Raw genomic sequence first — 22,598 nt, forward strand, 5'->3', positions numbered from 1 at the left:
CGTGACCGACGCGCCCGTGAGCTCTCCAGCCCTTTCCGTCGCTCCGTTCCGTCGGATCGCGGCCACCGCCGGCGCAATGGTCGCCGCGGTGGTCGTGGCGGTGCTCGTGTCGTCCGTCGGGTTGTTCGCCTTCGGCCGGGTGCAGTGGCCGGCGTTCAACTCGTCGAACGTCACCCAGGCGGTGACGACCGTCATGCAGGTCGCGGCGCTGGCAGCACTGGGCCTGTCGATCTTCCTGCTGCGTCGCCGCAAGTTCGTGCGGGGCGCACGGGTCCTGTCCTGGGCCGCACTGTCCGGCCTGGTCACCGCGACCCTCGGCATGCCGCTCGCCGCGACCCGTCTCTATCTGCACGGCATCTCCGTCGATCAGGAGTTCCGTACCGAGTTCCTCACGCGCCTGACCGACAGTCCGGCCCTGCGCGACATGACGTATGCGGACCTGCCGCCGTTCTACCCCGCGGGGTGGTTCTGGATCGGTGGACGCGTGGCGAACGTTCTGGGGATGGACGGCTGGGAGGCGTTCAAGCCGTACGCGATCGCGTCGATCGCCGTCGCGGCGGTGCTCGCCCTGGTCCTGTGGTCCGAACTCGTCCGCTCCGACCTGGCCGTGCTCGCCGCGACGGCCACGACCGCCATCGTGCTGGCCTACGGATCTCCGGAGCCGTACGGCGCGGTGATCGCGCTGCTGCTCCCGCCCGCTCTCGTTCTCGCGTGGGGTGCCTTGTCGCCGGTACGCAGCCCCGGCGACACCGGACCCCGAAAAAACAGCCGGCAGGGATGGGGCGCGGCCATCGGAACGGGCGTGTTCCTCGGTGTCGCCGCCACGTTCTACACGCTCTATCTGGGGCTGGCGGCGTTCGCGGTGACGGTGATGGCGGTCGCCGCCGCAATCCTGGCGCGACGCTCCGGCGGGTCGTGGCGAGCCGCCCTCCCCGTGTTGACGAAGTTCGTCGTGATCGCCGCCATCGCGATGCTGATCGCGTTGATCGTGTGGGCACCGTTCCTCGCCGAGGTCCTCGGCGGCAACTCCCCATCCGGTTCCGGCACCGCGACGCACTATCTGCCCGAAGCCGGTGCGCGACTGCCGCTGCCGATGTTCCACGCCTCGCTGGTCGGATTGCTGTGCCTGCTGGGCACCGTGTGGCTGATCGGCAGGGCGACGTCGTCGCGTCGCGCGCAGGCGCTCGGGCTCGGCGTGATCGCCGTCTACCTCTGGTACCTCGCATCGATGGCCTTCACGGTTCTCGGCAATACGCTGCTGGCGTTCCGGCTCGAGGTGATCCTGCTGGTGCTGCTCGGAGCCGCCGGTGCGTTCGCGTTCGTCGACTTTTCCCGCTGGATCAGCTTGGCCACCAGTGACAATCCGCGGGTGCGGCGGGTTCTGGTCGCGGTGGGCGCGCTGGGAGCCCTCGCCTTCGCGCAGAACATCCCGCAGGTGCTGACGAACGAGATCAACCTCGCCTACAGCGACACCGACGGCAACGGCGAGCGTGCCGAACAACGCCCGCCGGGCGCGGCGTCGTACTTCGGGGAGGTCGACGAGGTGCTCACCTCCCAGCTCGGGCCGGACCGCAGCGACTGGGTCGTTCTCACCGCCGACACCTCGTTCCTCGCCTACTACCCGTATTTCGGGTTCCAGGCTTTGACGTCGCACTACGCGAATCCGTTGGCGGACTTCGCCGCTCGTGCGGACGCGATCGAGAGCTGGGCCGAGCTCGAGTCCGCCGACGAACTGATCGCCGCCTGGGACGAGTTGCCGTGGCGAGCCCCCGACGCCATCGTGTTCCGGCAGAGCGCCGAGGGCTACACGCTGCGTCTGGCCGAGGACGTGTATCCGAACGACCCGAACGTGCGTCGCTACACGGTGACCTTCCCCGAGGAACTGTTCGACGACCCGCGCTTCACGGTCACCGAGGTCGGTCCGTTCGTGGTGGTCACGCGCGCCGCAGGGGCATGACGGCCAGGACACCGGCGTCGCGCGGGTACAGGCCTCCCCAGACGAAGATTCCGACGTAGATCGGGAACAGGGTCGTGCTGAGGATCGGCTGTTCCGTGAGCATATTGGTCGCGACCGCGCCGCCGAGGTACCCGGTGATCAGCACTGCCCCGAGGGGCGACGTGACCGGCACGACGGCAGACGCGACGCCAGAAGTTCTGCGAGATGAGTGCCGCGGCGTGAGGTGAGATCGCCGATCTGGGTGCGACACGAGTATCCGTCGGCGAGGACGACGGTGTCGTCCGACGCGGCCTCGACGGCCGGGAGAAGTTGAGCACCCGCCACCGCGACGGAGACGTCGTAGTGCCCACGTTCGACGCCGAAGTTCCCTGCGAGGCCGCAGCACCCGCCGAGCCGCTGCACGTGCGCGCCTGCGGTCCGCAGCAGTGCGGCGTCGGCGCCCCACCCCATGACCGCATGATGGTGGCAGTGCGGCTGGGCGACGACCGTGGTGCCGTCGAGCGACGGCGGCGTCCACTCCCCCAGGAATTCGGCGAGCGTGGAGGTACTGTCGGCGACGATCCGGGCAGGTTCGGAGCCGAGCATCTCGACCGCGTCCGAACGCAACACCGCGGTGCACGACGGTTCGATCCCGACGATCGGCGTTCCGATACGGAACAACTCGGAGATGGTGCGCCCCAATATTTTTCGAGCAGTTCCGAGCTGACCTGTGGTGATCCACGTCAGGGCGCAGCACTGCTGCTCCTCGGTGATCATCACGCGGTGCCCGGCAGCTTCGAGTACCCGCACCGCGGCTACCCCGACTTCGGGGGTGAAGTACTCGGTGAAGGTGTCGACGAACAACACCACCGGGCGCCCGCTCCGGGACCGCTGCGCAGCGGTGTCGGCGAACCAGCGCCGAAACGTGCGGGGCGCGAGGGCGGGGACGGTGCGGCGCCGGTCCATGCCCGCGAGCGTGAGTCCCGTCGCGGCGACTCCCGGTACCCGCGTCAGGTTGTTGACCAACCGGGGTGCGCGGGACGCGAGGGCGGCCCAGCGCGGTAGCCGGCCGAGACTGTAGTGCGCGACAGGACGGAGCCTGCCCCGGTAGGTCTGATGCAGCACTTCGGATTTCCACGTGGCCATGTCCACGCCGGTGGGACAGTCCGACAGACAGCCCTTGCACGACAGGCACAGATCGAGCGCGTCGTGCACTTCCTTCGACCGCCACGAATCGGTGACGAGCGTGCCGTTGAGCATCTCCTGTAGCGCCCTGGCCCGTCCGCGGGTGGAATCCTTCTCCTCTCGGGTTGCCTGGTAGGACGGGCACATCACCCCGCCGACACCGGTGGTGTCGGCACGGCACTTGCCGACACCGGTACAGCGGTGGACCGCCTGCGTGAAGTTCCCGCCGTCCCCCGAATACCGGAAACCCAAGTCGACGTCCACTTTTCGCGCGACAGGCACTCGCAGATCGAGGTCGACGGGATGCGGATCGACGAGCACCCCGGGATTGAGGACGTTGTCGGGGTCGAACACCGACTTCACGGCGCCGAACAATCGAATCGCAGCCGGGGAGTACATCAACGGGAGCAGTTCGCTGCGGGCCCGGCCGTCACCGTGCTCGCCCGACATCGACCCGCCGTAGTCGGCGACGAGGCTGCCCGCCGCGAAGAGGAACTCGCGGAACAGACCGGGAACCTCGAGCGGCACATCGAGGCGGATGTGGATGCACCCGTCGGCGAAATGCCCGTAGGGATAACCGGTGATGCCGTAACTGTCCGTCAGTTCCTGGAAGTCGCGCAGATAACCCCCGATGCGCTCCGGCGGCACGGCGGCGTCCTCCCACCCCGCGTGCGCGGGCAGACCCTGCGGGCTCCGCGCGGACAACCCCGATCCGTCCTCACGGATCCGCCACAGCGCGTCCGCCCGCACCTGATCGTCGACCTGCAGCGTGTCCACCGCCCCCGATGCCGTCGCGAGCCCCCGCGCGCGCTCGCGGACCTCGTCGGGATCGTCGCCCGCCAACTCGACGAACAACCATGCCGCACCGCGCGGCAACGGCGGCACCGCCTGCGGTCCACGACGGGAACGGACGACATCGACAATTCGCGAGTCGAGTCCTTCGCACGCCGTCGGGCGGAAACACAGCAACGTGTGGGCCGCATTACCAGCCGCAACGATGTCCGGATAGCCGAGCACCACCATCGTGCGCACCGGAGGATCCTCGACGAGGCGAATTGTCGCCTCGGTGGTGATGCCGAGCGTGCCCTCGCTGCCGATCAGCAGTCCGCGCACGTCGAACCGATTCTCGGGCAGCAGGCATTCGAGCGCATAGCCAGACACCTGGCGGCCGAATCGGCCGAACTCGGTGCGGACCGTGGCGAGGTCACGGGCGACGATCTCGCGCAGCGGTTCGAGGATCCCGTCGGTGCCGGGCAGCGACAGCGGGTGCCCGGTTCCGGTGAGCACCTCGAGCGCCACCACGTTGTCGGAGGTTCGGCCGTACCCGAGTGCCCGGGCACCACACGCGTTGTTGCCGATCATCCCGCCGACGGTGCATCGGTTGTGGGTGGACGGATCGGGACCGAACCGGAGTCCGTACGGCGCGCCGGCCCGTTGCACGTCGGTCTGCACGACACCCGGTTGCACGCGGGCGGTACGCGCGTCGGGATCGACCTCGAGCACCCGGCCGAGATGGCGGGAGAAATCGAGCACCACACCCGGCCCGACGGCGTTGCCCGCGAGCGAGGTGCCGGCACCGCGCGAGGTGAGGGGCACGCCCTCCCGGCGGCAGACGTCGAGAACGGCCGCGACCTCGTCGACCGATCGTGGACGGACGACGGCCTGCGGCGGCACGCGGTACAGCGAGGCATCGGACGAGTACATGGCTCGTGCGGCGGTGTCGTCACAGACCTCGGCGATCCCGGCCGTCCGCAGCGCGCGTCCGATCGGCGTCGCTGTATCCATGGTGTCCGATGCTAGTGGGGGTCGATGGTGCACCGGACGGGGTCGGAAGAACCCGCCACGCCGAACGCACAGACCGGTGTAGCGGCGAACACAGCGGCACCCTCGCATAGCATCGGGCCTTGTGCCTGCCGATACTCGAGCGCCCGAAAACGCCCCTTCACCCGATCCGACGTCGCAGTTCCGCACCGCGCGCGTAGTCGCGATCGTGACGGGTCTGCTCGCTTTCGTCCTGGCTCTGAGTGTCCCGTTCCTCCCGGTCCGGCAGGAAGCGACCACGCTCGCGTGGCCGCAGAACAACTCGCTCGACAACATCGAGGCGCCGCTGGTCTCGTACACGCCGCTGTCGCTGCGTGTCAGTGTTCCGTGTTCGGCAGCAGAGTTGCTCGGGGAAGACGGCGGGACGCTCGTGTCGACCGTTCCCCCCGGCGCACCCGACGCGACCGACACCGCGCTCGTCATCAGGGCCGTCCCGGGTACGGACGGCAACCCCGGTGCGATCGAGGCCGTGCTGCGCAACTCGGTGCTGGTGTCCACTCCCCTCGACGCACCGTGCACCGCTGTCACGGTCGCATCGAACGCGGAACTGACCGTCGCCGAGATCGTGGGCGCGGACCCGCGGCTCACCGTCGAGGTGGAGGGCGATTCCCGCCCCCAGATGGTCGGGGTGTTCAGCGACCTGAACGGATCTGCCGCGGCACTGACCACCGGCGAGGACGCCGCGAGGCTGTCGGTGCGCGCCGACCTCGACACCCGGTTCACATCGACACCCACGCTGATCAAGTTGGCCGCGATGATCCTGTGCGCGCTCTCGACGGTGATCTCTCTCGTCGCGCTGCATCGCCTCGACGGCGTGGATCGGCGGCGCGCCCGCCGCTTCCTCCCCTCCCACTGGTGGCGGTTCACGATCGCCGACGGCGTAGTCGTCGGGACGCTGCTCCTGTGGCACGTCATCGGCGCCAACACCTCGGACGACGGCTACATCCTCAACATGGCCCGGGTGTCGGGCGACGCCGGTTACATGTCGAACTATTTCCGGTGGTTCGGTGTCCCCGAAGCGCCCTTCGGGTGGTTCTACGACGTCCTGGTGCTGATGTCGCAGGTCTCGACGGCCAGTATGTGGATGCGGCTACCCGCGCTCGTCGCGGCGATCCTGTGCTGGATGGTCATCAGCCGGGAGGTCATCCCCCGGCTCGGCACCGCGGTCCGGCACAGCAAGGTGGCGCTGTGGACCGCCGGACTGGTGTTTCTCGCCTTCTGGCTCCCGTACAACAACGGCCTGCGGCCCGAACCGATCATCGCGGTCGGTGCACTGCTGACGTGGTGCTCCATCGAACGCGCGATCGCGACCGGCCGCATGCTCCCTGCTGCGATCGCGGTCCTCATCGCGGCATTCTCACTCGCAGCCGGGCCCACCGGCGTGATCTGCGTCGCGGCACTCATCGCGGGCGCACGCCCCCTCGTGAAGGCCCTCGTGGCGCGCCGCCCCCTGGTGGGATGGGCACCGCTGGCACCGATCCTCGCGTCGGGCACCGTCGTACTCGTCGTGGTGTTCGCCGACCAGACTCTCGCGTCGGTGCTCGAAGCCACCCGCGTGCGCTCCGCGGTCGGGCCGAACGTGCCCTGGTTCGACGAACGGCTGCGCTGGGACGCGCTGCTGACGGTGTCGCCGGACGGCTCGGTCGCCCGCCGATTCGGCGTGTTCGTGATGCTGCTGTGCCTGGTCGTGTGCGTCATGCTGATTCTCCGCAAGGGCCGCATTCCCGGGACCGCGATCGGGCCCTCCCGGCGCATCCTCGGCATCGTCTTCGCGTCCCTGCTCCTGATGATGCTCACCCCGACCAAGTGGACGCATCACTTCGGCGTCTACGCCGGGCTCGCGGGGTCGATCGCCGCGCTCGCGGCGGTGGGTGTCGGGGCAGTGGGTATCCGATCCGCCCGCAACCGTGCCCTCTTCACCGCGGGCGTGCTGTTCGTCCTCGCGATGGCCTTCACCGGATCCAACGGCTGGTGGTACGTCTCCAGCTTCGGCGTTCCCTGGTGGGACAAGCCGCCGTCGATCTCCGGGTATGCGTTCTCCACCGCACTACTCGGCCTCACCGTGGTCGCACTGATCGTGGCCGCATGGTTCCACCTGCGTGAACCTTTCGTCGCGCCACGACCCGAACGCAACGGAAGAATGAAGGCACTCGCCTCCGCGCCGCTCACTCTCGTGGCCGCAGGAGTGGTGCTGTTCGAGGTCCTGTCGTTGATCAAGGGCGCGGTGGCGCAGTACCCGGCGTACTCGATCGCCCAGTCCAACCTGTCCGCCCTGCGCGGCGACAGTTGCGCCCTGGCCAACGAGGTTCTCGTCGAGTCCGACCCGAACGCGACGATGCTCTCGCCCCTCGACGGGTCGGTCGCCGACGCGCTCGGTGCCGGGACCTCGACAGGATTCACACCCGACGGCGTCGCTTTCGACCTCACCGCCGACGCCGAGACCTCCACGACAGGCGGAGCGAACACCGTCGACTCCGAAGTCGGTGGCACCACCACCTCGACGGGTGCGGGTACCGGCGGTGGACGCACCGGCAACGAGGGCGTCAACGGCAGCACCGTCCGCCTGCCGTTCGGACTCGATCCGGCCACCACGCCGATCCTGGGCAGTTACCGGACCGGGGTGCAGCAGGCCGCCGCGCTCGAGTCCGGCTGGTACGTCCTTCCCGAACGCACCGAGGACACCCCGCTGCTCGTCGTCACGGCCGCCGGCCGAGTCCACTACGTCGACCCCGACGGCGTCATCACCCCCGGACAGGACGTGCAACTCGAGTTCGGTGTCACGTCGGGTAGCGAGGTGACGCCGGTCGGCCGGATCTCCCCCATCGACATCGGCCCGTCGCCGTCGTGGCGCAACCTGCGTGTGCCGACCGACGCCATCCCTGCCGACGCGGACGCCGTCCGGATCGTCGTCGACGACGGCAACCTGGCGCCGGACCAGTGGGTCGCGGTCACGCCGCCGCGCATGCCGCGGCTCGACACGCTGAACGAGGTCGTCGGTTCGCAGGCTCCTGTCCTCGTCGACTGGTCGGTGGGCTTGGCCTTCCCGTGCCAGCGGCCCTTCGGTCACCGCAACGGCATCGCCGAGGTCCCCGAGTTCCGCATCCTCCCCGACCGGGTGGGTGCCGATGCGACGAACGGCTGGCAGGACGACATCGGCGGCGGCCCCCTCGGCTGGATACCGCAGCTCCTGGCCGCCGAGACCATCCCCACCTACCTGAACCACGACTGGGATCGCGACTGGGGTTCGCTCGAGCGGTACCGCCGGATCGATCCCGATGCGACCGGTGCGGTGATCGATACCGAGGTGGTCACGCGGTCCGGATTGTGGAATCCGGGGCGTGTCCGTGACGGGGTGCCTGTCCTGCTGGAATGAGGGCGTGTGCCGTCACACGTGGGCTGCCGATACCATCGGAACCCGTGCCCGACGACGTGACGACCGCCCCCGCTCCCAGCGAGACCCCGCTCAGGTCCGTCGGCGAGGATCTTCGTACGCAGTACCGGACCGCACGGCTCGTCGCCGCTGTCGCGGGACTGCTCGGCATCGTCCTTGCCGTAGCGACGCCGTTCCTGCCGGTGCGCGTCACGGAAGCGACCGTGACGTGGCCCCAGAACGGCTCGGTCACCGACATCGAACTGCCGTTGATGTCGCAGGTACCGCTCAGTTTCGAAGCGACGATCCCGTGCGTTGCGGTCGGTGAACTTCCCGACTCGGGCGGGATGCTGCTCGCGACCGCACCGGCGAACGGGCAGGACGCCGCGCTCAACGCGATGTTCGTGCGTGTCGGTGAGGAAAACGTCGATGTGCTCGACCGCAACGTCGTGGTGGCGACGGCACCGCGAAGCGAGGTGGAGTCGAGCGCGTGCACCGAGATCCGGCTCTTCTCGGACGCCGACCGGACGACCGCCGAATTCGTCGGGCTCTCCGACGAGAACGGCCTCCCGCGTGCCGGGGAACTCGGCGGTGACCTGCGGCCGCTGGTCGTGGGCGTCTTCAGCGACCTGACCACCGCGGTGCCCGGCCTCGAGGTGACCGTGGACGTGGATTCGCGCTTCACGTCGTCACCCACCCTCGTCAAATCGCTGGCCATGATTCTCGCGGTCCTGTCGACCGCACTCGCGCTCGCCGCGCTGGCGAAGCTGGACGGCACCGACGGACGCGGGCACCGCCGTTTCCTGCCCGCACGCTGGTGGAAGTTCAGCGGCGTCGACATCGTCGTGATCGGCACGCTCATCGGCTGGCACTTCTTCGGCGCGAACACCTCCGACGACGGCTACCTCCTGTCGATGGCCCGGGCGTCGGAGCACTCCGGCTACATGGCGAACTACTTCCGGTGGTTCGGCGTACCCGAGGCGCCGTTCGGCTGGTACTACGACGTGCTGGCGGCGTTCGCGAAGATCTCAACGGCGAGCCCGTGGATGCGACTGCCGGCACTGCTCGCCGCCATCGTCTGCTGGATGGTCATCAGCCGGGAGGTGGTGCCCCGGCTCGGGCGCGCCGTCCGTGAGAACCGGATCGCCCTGTGGACCGGCGGACTGGTGTTCCTCGCCTTCTGGCTCCCCTACAACAACGGGCTGCGTCCCGAACCGATCGTCGCCCTCGGCGCATTGCTGACGTGGTGCTCGATCGAGCGCGCGATCGCCACCGGCCGACTGTTGCCGGCCGCGACAGCCGTCATCATCGGCGCCTTCACGCTGGCGGCCGCCCCGACCGGCCTGATGTGTATCGCCGCGCTGATCGCGGGCCTGCGGCCCATGACGCGCATCGTGGTTCGCCGCCACCGTGAGGTCGGCACGCTGCCGTTGCTCGCTCCGATCGGCGCAGCCGGTGTGCTCGTCCTCGTGGTGGTCTTCTCGGACCAGACCCTCGCGGCGGTCCTCGAGGCCACCCGTGTGCGCACGATCATCGGCCCCAACGAGGAGTGGTGGAACGACTTCCTCCGCTACTACTACCTGATGGTGCAGACCGTCGACGGGTCGCTGGCGCGCCGTTTCGCGTTCCTGGTCATGCTGCTGTGCCTGTTCACGACGATGCTCGTGCTGCTGCGTCGCCGGAAGATCCCCGGCATCGCCATGAGCCCCTCGTGGCGCCTGCTCGGCATCGTCTTCGGAACGATGTTCTTCATGATGTTCAACCCCACGAAGTGGACCCACCACTTCGGGGCCTACGCGGGCATCGCCGGATCGCTCGCCGCACTGACCGCCGTGCTCGTCTCCGCCAGTGCTCTGCGGTCGCGGCGAAACCGCACGATCTTCCTGGCAGGTCTGCTCTTCGTCCTCGCGGTGTCGTTCGCCGGCATCAACGGCTGGTGGTACGTCTCGAGCTACGGCGTTCCGTGGTTCGACAAGACCGTCTCGTTGCAGGGCACCCAGTCGAGCTCGGTGTTCCTCATCCTCTTCGGTGCGGCGCTCCTCCTCGTCGCGTGGCAGTACCTGCGCGAAGGCTATGCAGCGCCACCGGAGAAACCGATGACGCGCAAGGGCCGCCGTATCCGGACCTTCGCGGCCGCGCCGCTCACCGTCGTCGCCGCCGTCATGGTTCTGTTCGAGGTGCTCTCACTCCTCAAGGGCGCTGTGGCGCAATATCCCGCCTACTCGCTCGCCCGGTCCAACATCGGTGCCCTCGCCGGTGACACCTGCGGCCTCGCGAACGACGTGCTCGTCGAGATCGACCCCAACCAGGGACGCCTCGAACCGATCACCGACCCCGCAAATCCGCCGGCCGACGGGGATCCGCTCGCCGGAACGTCTCCGCGTGGATTCAGCCCGGACGGCGTTCCGTCCGACCTCACCGCCGACTACGTCGAGGTCAAACCCGGACAGGGCAACACCGACAACCAGAGTGTCGGCCCCACGTTCGAGACCGGCTCGGGCGGCGGCACCACTGGTGGACGAGGTGCGCAGACCGTCAACGGCAGTACCGCGCGCCTGCCGTTCGGACTCGACCCGGCGGTCACCCCGGTCCTCGGTAGCTACCAGCAAGGCGTGCAGGAACCCGCAAGCCTCACCTCGAGCTGGTACCAGCTGCCCGAGCGTGCCGACGAGTCGCCGCTGATCGTCCTCTCGGCCGCCGGTCGCGTTTGGTCCTACGACGACACCGGTGCCCTGAACTACGGACAGTCGCTGCTCGTCGAGTACGGCACACGACGGCCCGACGGAACCGTCGAGGCGAAGGGCACCTACCTGCCGCGGGACATCGGTCCGGCACCGTCGTGGCGGAACCTGCGCGTGCCGATCGCGGATCTGCCGGAGGACACCGACGCGGTGCGGATCGTCGCGAACGATCCCAACCTCACCGGAGATCAGTGGCTCGCGTTCACCCCGCCGCGGGTGCCCGTCCTCGACACCCTCGACAGCGTGATCGGCTCGGAGCAGCCCGTCCTGCTGGACTGGGCCGTGGGTCTGCAGTTCCCGTGCCAGCGGCCGTTCGACCACTGGGCCGGTGTCGCCGAGATGCCGAACTACCGCATCCTCCCCGACCGTCCGCTCGCGGTGTCGTCGACCGACACGTGGCAGTCGGCGGACAACGGTGGCCCGCTCGGATTCACCGAGGTCCTCGCCCGTGCCGAACAGATTCCGACGTACCTGAAGCACGACTGGGCCCGTGACTGGGGCTCGCTGGAGCGGTACGTCCCGAACTACCCGGACGCGGTTCCCGCGGACATCGTGACCACCGAGGTGAACCGCTCAGGCCTGTGGAAGCCTGCGCCGATGCGCGTGTACGAGTAGCGTCTGGGGCTGTCACGCCCACAGCCACGTCCGGTTCGACCGAACGTGGTTGTGGGCCATCCGGTCACGGAACGTAGGGGATCACATGCTCGGACGGGGTCGTCGGGTAACCATGTCGCGTATCCCTAGAATGCGGGAGTGACCATCGAGAACACCGCGGACGCCTCGTCGCTCTCCCCGCGAGCCACCCAAGCGGTCAGGCGAAGCCTGACCCCGCGGCAGGAGGCTGCGAGTCGCGATGTGGACCGGCTCATCCGCGCCGGTCGAGAACTGCTGACGCAGGGTGCTCCCGCACGCGTCGCGGACATCGTCACCGCTGCCGGATTGTCGAACGACGCGTTCTACCGGTACTTCCGGAGCAAGAGCGACTTCGTCGACGCCGTGGTCGAGGAGGGCAGCCAGCGACTTTTGAGCTACCTGCGCCGGAAGATGGACGCGGCAGGAAGCCCCGAGGACGCTCTTCGGGCGGGCGTCGCCGCAGTCCTCAGCCAAGCGGTGGACCCCGGCATCGGAGCCGCGACCCGCAATGTCGTCGCGGCGGGAGGCGGTCGTCCTCATGCGCCGAAGGTGCGCGAGGATCTCGAGTTCGCGCTCGCGGAGGTGCTCGCCGGACCGATCCGCGAGCTGGGCTCGACCGACCCCGAACGGGATTCGCGCGCAACGTCGATCCTGTTGCTCGCATCGATGGAACACCTGCTCTGGCGCGACACCACCAGCTTCGATGCCGACGCCGAGGTCGAGCACATCGTCGGCTACGTGCGCCGCGCCCTGGCCGTCTAGCCGGCACAGACGAATGCCGTAGCGGGCTGCACAGTGCGGGTGCAGTCCACTACGGCATCGTTTTCACACAGTGACCGTCAGAGCGGCAACAGGTGGTGCTTGCGCGGGTTCTTGAACACCGTCTTGTCGCGCAGCAGATTCAGAGCGCGCCGAATCTCGAGCCGCGTCGAAGCCGGGTCGATGACCGCGTCGATGTAGCCGCGCTCGGCAGCGATGTACGGCGTCGCCACATGCTCGTTGTAGAAGTTGATGAGCTGCTGCCGCACCGCGGGAGCGTTGTCTCCGGCGTCGGCAATCTGCTTGCGACCGATGACCGCAACCGCGGACTCGGCACCCATCACGGCGATGCGGGCCGTCGGCCACGCGAAGTTGATGTCGGCGCCGAGCTGCTTGGAACCCATCACCGCGTAACCGCCGCCGTACGACTTGCGCACCACCACGGTCACCTTCGGCACCGACGCCTCGACGTACGAGAACAGGAACCTGCCGCCACGCTTGATGACGCCGATCTTCTCCTGCTCCACACCGGGCAGGAAGCCCGGAGTGTCGACGACGAAGACCAGCGGGATGCTGTAGGCGTCGCAGACCCGGACGAAGTGCGCGGCCTTGTCGGCGGCGGCCGCGTCGAGTGCACCGGACAGATGGAGCGGCTGGTTCGCGACGACACCCACCGGGCGGCCGTCGACGCGGGCGTATCCGGTGATGATGTTGTGCGCGGTCTGCGAACGAACCTCGAAGAAGTCGCCGTCGTCGAAAATCTTCAGCAGGATGTCGTGCATGTCGTAGCCGGAGTTGTCGGCGTCCGGCATGAACGAATCGAGTTCGAGGTCGTCGGGCGTGATTTCCGGTTCCAGACCGGGATTGACGACCGGCGGCTTCTCCTGCGCATTCGACGGCATGTAGCTCAGGTACTGACGCACCCAGTCGAACGCCGCCTTCTCGTCGGGCGCGACGTGGTGCACGTTGCCGTATTCGGCTTGCTTACGCGCGCTTCCCAGTTCGTGAAGGCTGACGTCCTCACCGGTGACGGCCTTGATGACGTCCGGGCCGGTGACGAACATGTGCGCGTCTTCGGTCGCGACCACGACATCGGTGTTGATCGGGGCGTACACGGCACCGCCGGCACACTTGCCGACGATGACCGAGATCTGCGGGCACAGCCCCGACAGCGGCTCGGTGCGCTTACCGATCTCGCCGTACCAGGCGAGCGACGTGACGGCGTCCTGCACGCGCGCGCCACCGGAATCGTTGATGCCCACGACCGGGCAGCCGATTTTGAGGGCGTAGTCCAGGACCGCGGAAACCTTGCGGCCGAACATCTCTCCGACGCTGCCGCCGAGAACCGTCTGGTCGTGCGAGAAGACCGCGATCGGCCTGCCCTCGACCGTGCCGTGCCCGACGACGACGGCGTCGCCGTAGAAGGCGTCCTCGCGGCCGGGCGTCTTCATCAACGCACCGATCTCGACGAAGCTCCCCTTGTCGACGAGCATGTCGATGCGCTCACGCGCACTCGGAATGCCCTTCTTCGCGCGCTTGGCGACTGCGATCTCGCCCGCAGGTTCCTGCGCGATCTCCAGTTTCTGGCGCAGCTCGGCCAGCTTTTCTGCCGTGGTGGTGGTCACTACTCGTTCAGCTCCTCGAGGCCTCGATGGCGGCCAGCTTACGGGTCAGGTCTGCCCCCACCTTGGCGATGTACGGCTCGTCGACGATCTGCAGGTGATCGCCACCCACGGACACGACTTCCAGATTCGCGACGACGTCTCCCCAGCCACCGTCGGGCTGCCGGGTACCGAACGCCGGCTCCAGGTCGATCGCGTCGTCGTGGTAGCGATCCGCCATGTAGAGAACGACATCGCCGTCGTAGGTTTCGAGTTCGGCGGTCTGGATCGCCCGGTTGTCGAGCCACGACGTGCGCTGGTGCTCGATGATGCCGCCGGGGATCTCGACGCCGCTCATTTCGAGCAGGCCCATGAGGATTCCGATCTGGTCCTCGTCGGACTCGGCCTCGGCCAGAAGGTCGTACGGCAGCGGTGCGTCGATGCCGTAGGTCTTCTTCGCGAAACGCGCGTAGCGCTGCCAGCGCTTCCTGATCTCCTCGGGCGTGTTCTCGACCTTCTCGCCCGCCATGACGGTGTCGATCAGCCCGACGACACGCACGTCCTTGCCTCGCTCACGCAACAGGCGCGCCACCGCGTAGGCGAGCACACCTCCGAGCGACCAGCCGTAGAGCACGTACGGGCCGTCGCCCTGGATCTCCTCGATGAGCGGCAGATATACCGCGGCGCGCTCGTCGATCGGTCCCTCGGTGCGTTCGAAGCCGTACATCGGCGTATCCGCGGGAAGACGCTTGAGCAGTGGTTCGTACGCCACGGTCGAGCCACCCGCCGGGTGGAAGACGAACACCGGCACCGCATCCGAGCCCTCGGGCCGCGGGCGCAGGGCGCGCACCAATCCGTCGATCCGGTCGGAGGATTCGAGGTAGCCGCGGACGACATCCGCGAGTTTCTCGATCGTCGCAGCACCCCGCACATCCTCGACGGTGATGCTGCCGCCGGAACGCTCCGTCAGCCGGGCCGCGAGCTTCTCGGCCTTCTCGTCGTCCAGCGTGGGAAGCGTGTTGAAGATGCTCTTCGCCGACCGCCCGGTGACCACCGCCCACGACGCGAACGTCAGCCGTTCGGCAGCGTCGCGCGGGGGCACGTCGACGCCACCGTCATCGGTGGTGTCCAACGACGCGGTCTCGGCCGGAGCGGTCTCCGGCTCGGCAGGCACCGCATCCTCCAGGATCTGCTCGGCTTCGGCGACGACCGTCGTGTCCTCCACCGAGGTCGGTGCCGGCTCGTCGGCCGCTGCGTCTTCTGCGGCGTCCGCCGCGCGCTCGGCAGCCTTGTCCGCGGCCTGCTGCTCGGCGAGCGCCGCGACTTCTTCGCGGTTCTCGACGGCGTACCGCAGGTACTTCGCGACGTCGCGCAGGCTCGCATCCTTCACCGCGGAGATCTGGAGTTGCGGAATGTCGAACTCGTACTCCACCCGGTTCTTGATCCGCACAGCCATGAGCGAATCGAGGCCCAGTTCGATCAGCGGAATCTCGACCGGCAGGTCCTCGGGGGCGTATCCCATCGACTCCGCCACGATCAGCGCGAGCCGATCCTCGAGAGTCTGCGAGCCGGCCGGATCCCAGCGGTCGCCGGCACTGTCGGCGACCTCGGCGGTGTCCTCGTCCGTACGGGTCGACGCCCCGGTGGCAGCAACAGGTGCGGACAGCACCTCACCGGAGGTGACGACACACTCGTGGACGAGCGTGAATCCACCGTCGTCGAGGGCATGCACCTGGAGCGACGCGCCACCGGGATGACGGGTGAGCGTGGTGGTGAGTGTCCCGGCTGCGGGAACCGGTGCGTGCGGCATCGACGCGGTGAGCGTCACGTCCGCGAGCACCTGCGAGGCCGCGGCCACGAGCAGTACGGCGGGATCGGTGACGGCCGAAGCCTGCACCTCCCACACGTGCCGGCCGTCGGGCAGCGCGACGTGCGCGCCGGGAACCCGGCTGTTGCCCGCGGAGCCGATGCGGGCCTCGACCCAGTACGGCTTCCGCAGGAACGCGGTCCGCGGGATCTCGGCGTAGCCGCCCTCGGGAAGAAGGCTGCCCAAGTCCACGGGATGCCCGTGCACATACAGCTGCGCGAGGGCGAGGAGCACGCCGAGCGACTCGTCTTCCTTGCGCTTGAGCGTCTGGATGAACTGTCCGTCCTGCACGCCCGCGTCGAAAGCGGTCGACGCGACCGACATGAGCGTCGCGGGGTTCGCGTTGAGCTCCACGAAGGTGGTGTGGCCGTCGGACAGCGCCTGGCGCACGGCCTGGGTGAAGTACACGCTGTGGCGCATGCCCTTGGTCCAGTACTCGACCCCGTGAATGCCCTCGTGTCCCGTCCGGTACAGGGTCTCCTGGTCCACCGACGAGTACAGGGCGACCTTCAGTGTGTGCGGTTCGATACCCGCGAGTTCGGCAGCGAGCTCACCGAGAATCGGGTCGACCTGCGAGGTGTGGCTCGCGCCCTTCGTCTGCAGGACCCGAGCGAACTTCTCCTCGGCCTCGGCCCGGGCGACGATCGCGTTGACCTCGCCCTGCGGGCCACCGATGACCGTGTGGGTGGGCGCGGCATAGACGCACACCTCGAGGTGCGGGAAGTCCGGGAGCACCGAGGTGATCTCGTCGGCGCTGTATTCGACGAGCGCCATCAGACGGATGTCGTCGCCCTCGAGCTGGCCTTCCGCTTCACCCATCAGCCGCGAGCGGGCGCAGATGACGCGCACGGCATCCTCGAGCGCGAGTCCACCGGAGATGTACGCGCCGGCAGCCTCACCCATCGAGTGCCCGACGATCGCGGCGGGCTCGGCTCCGTGATGGCGCAATACCGCGGCGAGACCGATCTGGATCGTGAAGATCCCGACCTGCGCGGTCTCGACGTCGTAGTCCTGGCTGTCGTCGAGGAACTTCTCTTTCATCGAGTAACCGGACTCGTCGACGATCAGCTCGTCGACCTCGTCCACGGCCCGCGCGAACACCGGGTTCTCGAGATACAACTGCTTGGCCATCTTCCGGTGCTGGGCACCGAAACCGGACAGCACCCACACCGGTCCCGCGGAGGCGGGCGAGTCGGCGGTGAAGACACCCTGGGCCGGCTTGCCGGCGGCGACAGCGCGCAGCCCGGCGATGGCTTCGGCACGGTCGGCGGCGACCACGACCGCGCGGGAGCGACCGTGATTGCGACGCGCGAGCGTGCGGGCGACGTCGGCGAGCGGCGTCGTGCTGCCCTGCTCGGTCTCGAGCCAGTCGGCGAGGTCGGCGGCAGCGCGGCGACGGCGGGACGGCATCGGAGCGGACACCGCGAGCACGACCGGCAGCTCACGAGCCGGTTCCGCAGGGGTCTCGGCGACCTCGGAGACGGCGTCGGAAACGATCTCGACCTCGGCCTCGGCTGCTTCCTGCCCTTCGGGACCGGTGTATTCGTGCACCACGACGTGCGCGTTGGTGCCGCCGAATCCGAAACCGGAAATGCCCGCGACCGCGCGTCCCGTGTAACGGGGCCACTTCGCACCCTCGGGGATGACCTGCAGATGCGCCTTGTCGAACGGAATGTACGGGTTGGGCGCGGTGTAGTTCAGCGTCGGGGGAAGCGCGTCCTCCTGCATCGCGAGCACGACCTTGATCAGGCCCGCAGCACCGGCAGCCGACTCGAGGTGACCGAAGTTGGTCTTCGCCGAACCGAGGAGCACCGGCTTGTCGGCCTCACGACCGCGACCGACGACCCGCCCGAGCGCGTCGGCTTCGATCGGGTCACCGAGCACCGTGCCGGTGCCGTGTGCCTCGATGTAGTCGACACCCGACGGCAGGATCTGCGCGTCCCGGTACGCCCGGCGCAGCACGTCGACCTGTGCTTCCGGGTTCGGGGCAGCCAGACCGTTCGAACGGCCGTCCTGGTTGACGGCCGTGCCGGCGATGACCGCGAGAATGTTGTCGCCGTCGCGCTCGGCGTCCTCGAGGCGCTTGAGCACGACGAGACCGCCGCCCTCGGCACGGATCATGCCGTCGGCGTCGGCCGAGAAAGCTTTGATGCGGCCGTCGGGAGCCATCACACCGAGTTCGTCGAAACCGAGGGTTCCGGCCGGCGCGAGCAGCATGTTGACGCCACCGGCCAGCGCGACATCGGCCTCACCGCCGCGCAGCGCACGAACCGCCTGATGGACCGCGACGAGCGACGACGAGCACGCCGTGTCGAGGGTGACCGAGGGTCCGTGGAAGTCGTAGAAGTAGGAGACGCGGTTGGCGATGACCGCGGACGACGTACCCGTCAGCGCGTACGGGTGCGCAACGGACGGGTCGACCGAGGCCAGCAGCATGTAGTCGCTCGCCGAACTGCCGATGAAGACACCGACCGAACCGCCCTTGAGGTCGCTCGGGGGAATGTGCGCGTGCTCGAGCGCCTCCCAGGTCAGTTCGAGCGCGAGACGCTGCTGCGGGTCGACCATTTCGACCTCACGCGGCGACATCGCGAAGAACTCGGCGTCGAAACCCTTGACGTCGTCGAGATAGCCACCGCGGGTGTTGGCCTTGCGGATCGACTCGCGGACGGCCGGGTCGCCTTCGAACTCCGACCAGCGACCCTCGGGAAGATCGCCGATAGCGTCCCGCCCGGAGGAGAGCAGGTCCCACATCTGCTCCGGCGTCTCGATATGACCCGGGAAGCGCGTCGACACACCGACGATCGCGACGTCCTTGGACGCCCCTGAGGGTCGCGCCGCATAGAGGGACGCGTCGTCGTCGTCCTCGGGACGTTCCGGCTCACCCTCGATGATGCGCGTTGCCAGCGACGCGATGGTCGGATGCTGGTACGCGATCGTCGCGTTCAGGGTGACGTCGAGGAGATCCTCGATCTCACCGCTCAAGGCCACGGCGTCGCGGGAGGACAGACCGAACTCCTCGAGCGGACGATCATCCGTGATCTGCGAGACCGGCTGGCCGGTCGTGTTTGCGATCCAGTTCCGCAGCCAGTCACGCAGTTCCGCAACGGTCATTTCCATGTCAGCCATCAACTCACCACGCTACCCGGGAACAAGAACATTTCTTCACACGCTGTCGGGGAACGCCTGCTGCTGGTGACCACCGCGCAGCGTTCCCTCGATGTAGGCGGCCTTGCAGGCGCGCCGTGCGATCTTTCCGCTGGAAGTACGCGGGATGGAACCGGCAGGAACGAGCAGCACGTCGCGCGCGGTCACGCCGTGGCGTGCCGAGATCGCGGCGCGCACGGCATCCGCGACCGGCTGCGGGTCGACCTTGCCCGCACCCGGTGCACGCTCGGCGACGACGACGAGTTGCTCGGACGAATCGTCCGCATCGAACTCGAGGCCCGAGGCGGCGTTCTCGAACACCACCTGCGGGAGCTGGTTGGCCGGAACCGCGAACGCGGCCACGAACCCGGGGCGCAGCGCGGGGCTGGCCTCCTGAGCCGAGTACTCGAGGTCCTGCGGGTAGTGATTGCGGCCGTCGACGATGACGAGGTCCTTGACGCGACCGGTGATGTACAGCTCGCCGTCGATGTACACGCCGTAGTCGCCCGTGCGGAGCCACTTGGCGTCGTCGGGAGTGCCCTCGGCGTGGCTGCCCTCGGGAAGCCGCTGCGTGATCTTGTTGTGGAAGGTCTCGTCGGTTTCCTTCTTGCGACCCCAGTAACCGATGCCGACGTTGTCGCCGCGCAGCCAGATTTCGCCGACATGCTCGTCCGGAACTTCGGCGCCGGTCTCGGCGTCGACGATCGCGGCCCACTGGCTGATCGACACGAACCCACAGGACACCTGCGGGATCGCGTTCTCGGCGTCGCGGTCGACGCGCACGATCCGGCCGCGGTTGAGTTCGTCGCGGTCGACGTGGATGACCTTCGCTTCGTCGCTGTGCTTGGTGGACGAGACGAACAGCGTCGCCTCGGCCATCCCGTACGACGGTTTGATCGCGGTCTTGGGCAGGCCGTACGGCGCGAACGCCTCGTTGAACTTCCGCATCGACGACGTGGTCACCGGCTCACTGCCGTTGATCAGCCCGATGACGTTGCTCAGGTCGAGTTTCTCGCCGTCCTTCGGCAGCCCACGGGCGGCGGCGTGCTCGAACGCGAAGTTGGGGGCGGCGGCGAACGTGCCGGCACCGTCGGACACCGCAGCGAGCTCGCGGATCCAGCGGCCGGGCCGCGCGACGAACGCGCGCGGGCTCATGATCGTGATGTACTTTCCGCCGATCGCGGGCAGGATCACCGTCAGCAGGCCCATGTCGTGGAACAGCGGCAGCCAGGTCACGCCGCGCGAGGTCTCGTTGAGCTCGATCGAATCGGCCATCTGGATGACGTTGGTCAGCACCGAGCGGTGGGTGATCTCCACGCCGGCGGGAACGCGCGTCGAGCCCGACGTGTACTGCAGGTACGCGATGTCGTCGGTGGAAACCGCGGGACTGGTCCACGAGTCCGCGAGCGTGTCGGGGATCGCGTCGACGGCGATCACCCGGGGGCGCTGCGCGGCGGGGAGCGGGCGGAAGAACTGCCGGACGCCCGCGGCAGACGAGGTGGCGGTGAGGATGGCGCTCGGAGTGCAGTCGCCCAGAACGGCGTGCAGCCGGTCCGTGTGGCCTGGCTCGTCCGGATCGAACAGCGGCACGGCGATGACGCCCGCGTAGATCGCGGCGAAGAAGGAGACCACGTAGTCGAGGCCCTGAGGGGCGAGGATCGCTACCCGGTCGCCCGGATCGGTGACCTGCTGCAATCGCGCGGCGATGGCCTTGAGCCGGACGCCGAATTGGTTCCACGTCAGTTCGTGGACCTCACCGTCCCGTTCCCGCGAGTAGTCGATGTAGCGGTAAGCCGTCTCGTCACCGTTGGACGCCACGTTCTGCTCGAGGTGATCGAGCAGCGTGTTTCCCTCCGGCAATCTGATCCGGCCGTTTTCATCGATGAACTCTTCGAACCCGACGCTCAATTCCTTCTCCCTGTCGAAGCGATCCCACAACCACTCGACATGGTTGCGCCCCTAACTCTTTCTTGCGCTGCCAGATCATCTCCTCGAACACCGCGAACAGCATCTGCGTACGACTCACCGAAGGTGTTCATCGGTCCGAGGTCACGGATATGTTACAGATCGGCATCGCTTACCCACCCCACGAATACCGGAATCGACGGGACCGGCACTTCCGTCCCCTTCGGGAAGCCACCAACATACGACATCGCCGACCCGCTGTGCACATTCGGCGCCCTTTCCGCAGGGGTCCCGGGCCCGGTATGCGTGCCGGTGTCATCCACCGACCTGCGCAGTACCCGCCTCGGCCCGCCCGAAACGTGCGCCCGGCGCGCCGGACCGATATCGACGCGCAGACGCGCGGACGACGTGGTGGTGACGTGGATCATCGGAACCCGGGGGAGGCCGAGGTCGCCGGTGCGGGTACGCCCCATCGCCGGGCGGGTATTCGCCGCTCCGTCGCTGGCACCCATCGGACCTCTTCTCCTGTGGCAGTCATCGCGAACCGCGCGTCCCGGACCGGCCGGGCGTGCTGGCCGAGGGATGAGTCTAGAGGCCGACGGTCGCACCGTTGCACTCGGTGGTGACGACCGACACTACTGGCGAGTAACCCTCGAGGAAGCTCACTCCTCGGCAGGGTGCGGGGCGGATTCGATCAAATCGGTCGCCCAGGACGTGATCCACTGCGGCGCGGTGGTCCCGTTCTCGTCGACGACATACGAGTTGTACTGCGCATGGATCGGGTTGTTCACGTATTCGAGGATGCGCGGCGCCGCAGTCGCCCAGTTCGACGGATTGAACGCGTTCGCAGGGGCGTCGCAGATGCTGTCGGTCGGCGCGCAGATCTGCACCGTGCGGTCGTCGAGCGCACCGAAACCGCCCGGACGTTCGCCCGTCATGGTGATGCCCGGCAGTCGCAGGCCGGCGAGCGACAGTTCCGCGCCCACTCCCGCGACGGGGGCTCCGATGTCGGTTCCCGACACGCCGTCGCGCCGGCCGTCCGCGATCAGCGAGACCCCGAGGACACGATCGGCCGGAACCGGACCGTTGCCGGCACCGATCTGCGCCGCTACGTCACCCACGATCACCGCGCCCTGCGAAAAGCCGGTGAGCACATAGCTCGTGAGCGGGCATTCGGCGAAGCGCTGCGACAGGAACTCGGTGGTCGCCGCCGTACCCGCGCCGCGACTGTTGTTGTAGGACTGCTGACCGTCCGGGGGAATGGCGATCGGGTTCGAGAACTGAGCGACGTACGGGACGGTGTACACGTCCGCACGCTGAGGATCGAACCGCTCTTGGAGCGGGCGCGTCACGTTGAGCATCAACGACATGGGGTTTGCGGTCGGGTTGTAGGGATCGTCCCCGATCGCCGACTCCCACGTCCCCGGCACGCTGACAACCTGCACATCCGGGCACGATGCCGGCTGCGACTGCGTGTCGTCGGGACCCGGCGGTGGAGTCGGGCCCGGCGGATCGAGCCGTCCCGCAAGCAGGTACCAGAGCACCAGCACGACGGCCAGGAGGAGCAGCGCCCCCAGAACCACGATTTTGCGCCCGCTACGGCGCTGCTTCGTCCTGACCATCGTGCCGACCCTTC

Annotated in this window: 9 protein-coding genes and 1 pseudogene; 4 read left to right on the forward strand and 6 right to left on the reverse strand. The window is 68.2% G+C overall.

Going from position 1 to position 22,598, the window contains the following annotated elements; translation table 11 throughout:
* Positions 1–76: 76 nt before the first annotated feature.
* A complete protein-coding gene (locus ACFWU2_RS00190) occupies positions 77–1,957 on the forward strand; it encodes a galactan 5-O-arabinofuranosyltransferase (RefSeq protein WP_378600129.1) in 1,881 nt (626 codons plus the stop codon).
* Here ACFWU2_RS00190 and ACFWU2_RS00195 read toward each other — a convergent pair.
* Both ACFWU2_RS00195 and ACFWU2_RS00200 read right to left on the reverse strand, forming a co-directional pair.
* Positions 1,935–2,132 (reverse strand): annotated as a pseudogene (locus ACFWU2_RS00195) (DoxX family protein); the annotation flags it as partial. The gene ACFWU2_RS00190 and the pseudogene ACFWU2_RS00195 sit on opposite strands and share 23 nt — an antisense overlap.
* Positions 2,096–4,906 carry an FAD-binding and (Fe-S)-binding domain-containing protein gene (locus ACFWU2_RS00200; RefSeq protein ID WP_378598512.1) on the reverse strand — a complete coding sequence of 937 codons (2,811 nt, stop codon included), beginning with the start codon at positions 4,904–4,906 and terminating at the stop codon, positions 2,096–2,098. The pseudogene ACFWU2_RS00195 and the gene ACFWU2_RS00200, both read right to left, overlap by 37 nt.
* Positions 4,907–5,027: 121 nt before the next feature.
* Between ACFWU2_RS00200 and ACFWU2_RS00205 the strand changes: the two genes are divergently transcribed.
* The 3 genes from ACFWU2_RS00205 to ACFWU2_RS00215 all read left to right on the forward strand — a co-directional run bounded on the left by ACFWU2_RS00205 (position 5,028) and on the right by ACFWU2_RS00215 (position 12,448).
* Positions 5,028–8,315 (forward strand): arabinosyltransferase domain-containing protein, encoded by a 3,288-nt coding sequence (locus tag ACFWU2_RS00205; RefSeq protein WP_378598515.1) that lies wholly within the window; start codon positions 5,028–5,030, stop codon positions 8,313–8,315.
* A 44-nt stretch (positions 8,316–8,359) separates the two neighbouring features.
* Complete coding sequence (locus tag ACFWU2_RS00210; protein ID WP_378598519.1) at positions 8,360–11,668, forward strand: arabinosyltransferase domain-containing protein; 3,309 nt, start codon at positions 8,360–8,362, stop codon at positions 11,666–11,668.
* 138 nt (positions 11,669–11,806) lie between these two features.
* Positions 11,807–12,448: a TetR/AcrR family transcriptional regulator gene (locus ACFWU2_RS00215; RefSeq protein ID WP_378598523.1), complete on the forward strand. Its 642-nt coding sequence runs from the start codon at positions 11,807–11,809 to the stop codon at positions 12,446–12,448.
* 77 nt (positions 12,449–12,525) lie between these two features.
* Here ACFWU2_RS00215 and ACFWU2_RS00220 read toward each other — a convergent pair whose 3' ends face one another.
* The 4 genes from ACFWU2_RS00220 to ACFWU2_RS00235 form a co-directional block, all read right to left on the reverse strand.
* Complete coding sequence (locus tag ACFWU2_RS00220) at positions 12,526–14,070, reverse strand: acyl-CoA carboxylase subunit beta (protein WP_378598526.1); 1,545 nt, start codon at positions 14,068–14,070, stop codon at positions 12,526–12,528.
* 7 nt (positions 14,071–14,077) lie between these two features.
* Positions 14,078–19,024 carry a polyketide synthase Pks13 gene (gene pks13 / locus ACFWU2_RS00225; RefSeq protein WP_378600133.1) on the reverse strand — a complete coding sequence of 1,649 codons (4,947 nt, stop codon included), beginning with the start codon at positions 19,022–19,024 and terminating at the stop codon, positions 14,078–14,080.
* A gap of 51 nt (positions 19,025–19,075) precedes the next feature.
* Positions 19,076–20,965 (reverse strand): long-chain-fatty-acid--AMP ligase FadD32, encoded by a 1,890-nt coding sequence (gene fadD32 / locus ACFWU2_RS00230; protein WP_378598529.1) that lies wholly within the window; start codon positions 20,963–20,965, stop codon positions 19,076–19,078.
* Between the two features lie 659 nt (positions 20,966–21,624).
* A complete protein-coding gene (locus ACFWU2_RS00235) occupies positions 21,625–22,584 on the reverse strand; it encodes a cutinase family protein (protein ID WP_378598532.1) in 960 nt (319 codons plus the stop codon).
* Positions 22,585–22,598: the final 14 nt, after the last annotated feature.

Origin of the sequence: Rhodococcus sp. NPDC058639 (assembly GCF_042717545.1) — a bacterium.
GTDB lineage: Bacteria > Actinomycetota > Actinomycetes > Mycobacteriales > Mycobacteriaceae > Rhodococcus.